Source organism: Bacillus gaemokensis (assembly GCF_001590835.1).
Taxonomy (GTDB): Bacteria; Bacillota; Bacilli; order Bacillales; family Bacillaceae_G; genus Bacillus_A; species Bacillus_A gaemokensis.
On record NZ_LTAQ01000063.1, the window covers coordinates 1 to 713 of the forward strand.

Below are 713 nucleotides of genomic sequence, written 5' to 3' on the forward strand. Positions count from 1 at the left end.
ATCCTGAGCCAGGATCAAACTCTCCAATAAAGTTAGTTTGTCTAGCATCATAAAAAATAAAAATTGACGTTGCACGTTGTTTGTTTCGTTCAGTTTTCAAAGAACTAAAAGCGGGTGAAGAGAATCGAACTCTCGACCAGAGCTTGGAAGGCTCTTGTTTTACCACTAAACTACACCCGCGTGGTCGGGAAGACAGGATTTGAACCTGCGACCCCCTGGTCCCAAACCAGGTGCTCTACCAAGCTGAGCCACTTCCCGTTATGGCGCGCCCGAGAGGAGTCGAACCCCTAACCTCTTGATCCGTAGTCAAACGCTCTATCCAATTGAGCTACGGGCGCTTATTCATGATGTTTTATCTCCGCCTCATTTCAGCGACTCAATTATCTTATCACACTGCATTTTTAAATGCAAGAACTTTTTTATTTTTTCTTTGGTGCGGCCGAGAGGATTTGAACCTCCACGGGGTTTCCCCCACTAGGCCCTCAACCTAGCGCGTCTGCCATTCCGCCACGACCGCATCATGCGGGTGAAGGGAGTCGAACCCCCACGCCAAAGGCGCCAGATCCTAAGTCTGGTGCGTCTGCCAATTCCGCCACACCCGCGGAAATAAAAAAGTGAGCCATGAAGGATTCGAACCTTCGACCCTCTGATTAAAAGTCAGATGCTCTACCAACTGAGCTAATGGCTCGTAAATGGCTGGGCTAGCTGGATTC

General features: G+C 49.1%; 6 tRNA genes. All 6 read right to left on the reverse strand.

Going from position 1 to position 713, the window contains the following annotated elements:
• Positions 1 to 109: 109 nt before the first annotated feature.
• Positions 110 to 180, reverse strand: a tRNA-Gly gene (locus AZF08_RS24895).
• A gap of 1 nt (position 181) precedes the next feature.
• Positions 182 to 258 (reverse strand) — tRNA-Pro (locus tag AZF08_RS24900).
• Between the two features lie 3 nt (positions 259 to 261).
• Positions 262 to 338: transfer RNA gene (locus AZF08_RS24905), tRNA-Arg, on the reverse strand.
• Between the two features lie 93 nt (positions 339 to 431).
• Positions 432 to 517 (reverse strand) — tRNA-Leu (locus AZF08_RS24910).
• Between the two features lie 4 nt (positions 518 to 521).
• A tRNA-Leu gene (locus AZF08_RS24915) sits at positions 522 to 602 on the reverse strand.
• Positions 603 to 615: 13 nt separating this feature from the next.
• Positions 616 to 688, reverse strand: a tRNA-Lys gene (locus AZF08_RS24920).
• Between the last annotated feature and the right edge of the window lie 25 nt (positions 689 to 713).